Raw genomic sequence first — 4,045 nt, 5'->3', positions numbered from 1 at the left:
GGTTTCCTGGTTGTCGGTCTCATCCTCCAGGGTGTCCAGCAGCGTGAAGCTTTCACCCTCAACCAGGTCGACGTTCAGCGACGTATCTCGGGCGGCCATTCTGGTCACCATCTCTTCAACGTCTTCGTTGCGCACCTCGAGTTCCCGCGCCAATTCGTCATGGTCTTCCCTGCCGGTCAGGCGCAGCAGGGCGGCCTGGGTCTGCTTGAGTTTGAAGAAAAGTTTCTTCTGGGCCTGGGTGGTGCCGATTTTGACCAGCGACCAGGTTTTGACGATATAGTTCTGAATATAGGCGCGAATCCACCAGACGGCATAAGAGATGAGACGAATGCCGCGCTCCGGGTCGAATTTTTTGACGGCCATCATCAGGCCGATGTTTCCTTCCTGAATCAGATCCAGCAGTTTCATGCCGTAGTTGCGGTATTCCATCGCCACCTTGACCACGAAGCGCAGGTTGGCGCAGGTCAACCGGTGGGCCGCTTCCAGGTCGCCATCCCGCCGATAGCGTTTGGCCAGTTCGTATTCCTCTTCCCGGCTGAGCAGGTCAAACTGCTTGACCTGGGCCATGTAGTGATCAAAACCGTCAATGACAAGCGGCAGACTGTGAGAGCTCATCTATATTCGTCCTCTTTGGAAAGTCGATATATATCGACGCATTGGCACTCGTGTTTTGTGAGTGCTAAACATATATAGCAAATAATATGCATGTGCGCAAGGGGGCACCATGGCCAGAACTTGCGATGGTTAAGGGTATGGCGGTTGACAGGTCTGCGGCGGATGCCGATAATGGCGCTGTTGAAGATCGTACCGAAAGGGGAGGGGCCGCAGATGCAGGTGCTTTACATCGGACTCTTTGGCGGTCTGGGATGCCTGGCCCGCTATTTTGTCGCGGGCTGGACATACAGCCTGTTTGGGCGAGGGTTGCCCTACGGCACCCTGGCTGTCAATGTCCTCGGGTCCTTTCTGCTGGGCCTGGTCATGGAGGGCAGCCTGCGCAGCTCTTTACTCTCGCCGGAGCTGCGCATGGGGATTGCGGTCGGTTTCATGGGCGGCTTTACCACGTTTTCAACCTTTTCATTCGAAACCTATCGGCTGATAGAAGAAGGGAGCCTGCTGCAGGCCGGCGCCAATATTCTGCTCAATGTCGTCGTATGTCTTCTTTTTGCCGCCCTGGGGATCTTTCTGGCGCGCCAGGTGTGACGGGGGTATCATGACCAGACTGGATGGAGAACAGACACTGATGAGGATATTTGTCGGGGAAAGCGACCGCTGGCAGCGCAAGCCACTCTATGAAGCCCTGGTCGAACTCTTTCACCAGCAGGGTTTCGCCGGGGCCACGGTTCTGAAAGGGGCCATGGGATTCGGTGCCCACGGTGTTACCCATGCCGACAAGCTGTTGCGCCTCTCTTCTGATCTTCCGGTGGTGATCGAAGTGGTCGACAGCCAGGAGAAGGTCGAGGGGGTTTTGCCGCTTTTAGACACCATGCTCAAGGGAGGGATGATTACCCTGGAAAAAGCCAGGGTCATTCGTTATTGCTGACCTATGCTTAAACTGCTGAAAAACATGCTTGGGCCGGGGGCGCAGGAGCCGACGCCCGCTCACCGCTACGAACGGATCCAGGTGGCGACCTGCGCCCTGCTGCTGGAAATGGCCCACACCGACGAAGAATTTCACGAGTTTGAGTCGGCGCTGATCGAAGACCTGCTGCAGAACCGCTTTGGCCTGCCGCCCGCGGCCGTCGCCGAGCTGATTGAGCTGGGGCACGGGGAGCGCCACGCCAGCCTCGACCTGTACCACTTCGCCCGTGATATCAACGAGCATTTCACCATCGAAGAAAAGGTCGAACTGATCGAGTCTCTCTGGCGCATCGTTTATGCCGATGGCCTGCTCGACAAATACGAAGAATATCTCATGCGCCAGGTAACCAAGTTGTTGCGCCTCTCCCACCGTCAGATGATCGACGCCAAACTCAAGGTTCTGGCCGAGGTGAAGGTGGGGCAATAATACGCGTCCGGCATCTTTGATCCGGATTCGCATTCTGACAGGCAAACGCCCGGCGCTGTGTCTGTGCCGCTGGTGGTGGAATAACGGCAGGAAAATAACAGAGGGGCCGTCCGAAATATCGGGCGGCCCCTCTGTTGTTGGGGGGGTTATCGGCGGGTAGGTTCCGAGGTGTTCCAAACATATTCAGGTTTGAGGATCGGGGCAAAATCGCCCTCCAGGCTGTTGGGAAGCAGAAACGAAACCGTTTCCCAGGCGCCGAAACCGATTCGCATGACCGTCATGCCGACCCCCTTGAACAGCCCGAGCACCGGCCCGATGGCGCCACGATCCCTGGTGGTGACGACGATCTGCTTGGGGATCTCGGCCGGCGAGGTGACCATGTTGGTGATGCCGCGCACCAGTTTGTACGAAGCGTTCTCCAGGTAGGTTTCCGGTGCGACCACCTCGTCGATGTAATCCTTGTTGTCGACCGGGACGGCAACAGCCGGAGTTGCAGCAGCCGCCAGCAGTATTGTCAGCAGTATTGCCATAACAAAAAAACGGTTGCTCATGAGTCCCTCCCGAGTAGTGGATCTAGGATGCCGGCGGTGTGGTCCAATGGGTTTTTGTAATTATAGCAAGGGTTAAGGTCTCTGCAAGGCGATTATGGTGTGCTCGCCTCAGGCTTCACCATGCCCCCGTTAGACAAGAAGCGGGAAGTCGGCGCTGACTTGGGAACTTCACACGCACCGCAACCGGTTTGACAAAACGGTCCTCAGGCAGGAGATGGAAACCCTCGGGATGCTCCTTTTCTGGCACCTGCTGACCCTGCACCGGCGCTATCTGCTCAAGGGGATGGTCGATATGGAGTTTGGTTGGTGATGTTGACGGTGGAGTGGGTGGGAGGAGGTCAGAAGTCTCAACCCGAAAAGGTTGGTCCCTGTGCATACCGAATATGGAGAGCAATATGAAGGATTTTTCTTGAATGTTATGGCGCTGCAGGATGGGGAACATTATGTTTTTTAATCTTTATTCTATGGGGCGATAAGCCTTTGAACTGATATTGTTTTTTCTGTGTCGAGCAAGGCAGGGAGATGTCGCTGCTGATCATTACAACTTCTCGATCAGTAACGAGCATTCGGAGAAATCATGAGTGTCGCATCGTCTTTGCTTGTCAGGATGATCCGGAGCAAGGATTAAAAGAATGCTGATGCTGACCATACGTATTCTGCGGTGTGTGAATGATTTACATCACACTTGAAATGGTTTAGATTGCCGAGGTGTTTATGTTTTGATTTTTGGGGAGGGTAGTAGATGCTATGCAAAAGAGAAATCCTCTGGATTTTTAGACCGTCCGTTATGGCGTTGGCCGAGCGGGCGGTTTTGTGTTTTCGGTAGGGGGAAAGATGACGCCCGCACCGGAAGCTGAAGCCAGGCTTAAAATTGACGAACTACTTGTGGCCGCCGGTTGGCTGGTGCAGGATGCCAGCGCGGCGCATATCCATGCGTCGCGTGGCGTGGCGATCCGCGAGTTTCCTCTCCCCGGTCACGGTTTCGCCGATTACCTGCTCTATGTCGATGGCAAGGCTGCCGGGGTGATCGAGGCAAAGAAGGTCGGCACCACCCTGACCGGGGTCGAGGTGCAGTCAGCGCGTTATACCCAAGGGCTCCCTGCCGGTTTGCCGCGCTGGCACAACCCATTGCCGTTCTGTTACGAATCGACCGGCGTCGAAACACGATTTACCAATGGCCTCGACCCCGAACCTCGCTCCCGAAACATCTTCGCTTTCCACCGCCCCGAAACACTCTCCGTCTGGCTTGATGCCGCCCTACCGACGGAAGGTGTCAGTGGTGACCTCTATGGGGTAAAGCTGGCTGCGGAACATCAACCGCAGACTTTTCTCGCTCGGCTTCAGCAAATGCCGGAGCTGAAAAAAGAGGGCCTCTGGCCGGCGCAGATCAAGGCGATCACCAACCTCGAAGCATCTTTGAAAGATAACCGCCCCCGCGCTTTGATCCAGATGGCGACCGGTTCGGGAAAGACCTTCACCGCCATCAACT

General features: G+C 55.8%; 6 protein-coding genes. 4 read left to right on the top strand and 2 right to left on the bottom strand.

Going from position 1 to position 4,045, the window contains the following annotated elements; translation table 11 throughout:
* The coding region (locus ABYV89_RS15060; RefSeq protein ID WP_432823754.1) for an RNA polymerase factor sigma-32 at nt 1-615 on the bottom strand (615 nt) is incomplete at its 3' end.
* Nucleotides 616-828: 213 nt separating this feature from the next.
* On the opposite strand from ABYV89_RS15060, the gene crcB reads away from it, so the two are divergent.
* From crcB to ABYV89_RS15045, 3 genes are read left to right on the top strand one after another with little or no spacing between them, the layout of a single operon-like run.
* Nucleotides 829-1,200, top strand: a complete 372-nt coding sequence (crcB, locus tag ABYV89_RS15055) for a fluoride efflux transporter CrcB (protein WP_432823755.1) — start codon at nt 829-831, stop codon at nt 1,198-1,200.
* A 10-nt stretch (nt 1,201-1,210) separates the two neighbouring features.
* On the top strand, nt 1,211-1,540 hold the full coding sequence (locus ABYV89_RS15050) for a DUF190 domain-containing protein (RefSeq protein WP_432823753.1): 330 nt from the start codon (nt 1,211-1,213) through the stop codon (nt 1,538-1,540).
* Nucleotides 1,541-1,543: 3 nt separating this feature from the next.
* Nucleotides 1,544-2,005 (top strand): TerB family tellurite resistance protein, encoded by a 462-nt coding sequence (locus tag ABYV89_RS15045; protein WP_432823752.1) that lies wholly within the window; start codon nt 1,544-1,546, stop codon nt 2,003-2,005.
* A gap of 146 nt (nt 2,006-2,151) precedes the next feature.
* Here ABYV89_RS15045 and ABYV89_RS15040 read toward each other — a convergent pair whose 3' ends face one another.
* On the bottom strand, nt 2,152-2,556 hold the full coding sequence (locus ABYV89_RS15040) for an exosortase system-associated protein, TIGR04073 family (protein ID WP_432823751.1): 405 nt from the start codon (nt 2,554-2,556) through the stop codon (nt 2,152-2,154).
* Between the two features lie 834 nt (nt 2,557-3,390).
* Here ABYV89_RS15040 and ABYV89_RS15035 point away from each other — a divergent pair.
* On the top strand, nt 3,391-4,045 hold a 655-nt coding region (locus tag ABYV89_RS15035; protein WP_432823750.1), incomplete at its 3' end, for a DEAD/DEAH box helicase family protein.

Origin of the sequence: Trichloromonas sp. (genome assembly GCF_041583255.1) — a bacterium.
GTDB lineage: Bacteria > Desulfobacterota > Desulfuromonadia > Desulfuromonadales > Trichloromonadaceae > Trichloromonas.
The sequence above is the reverse complement of the archived record's forward strand: the minus strand, read 5'-3'. Positions and strand labels throughout refer to the sequence as shown.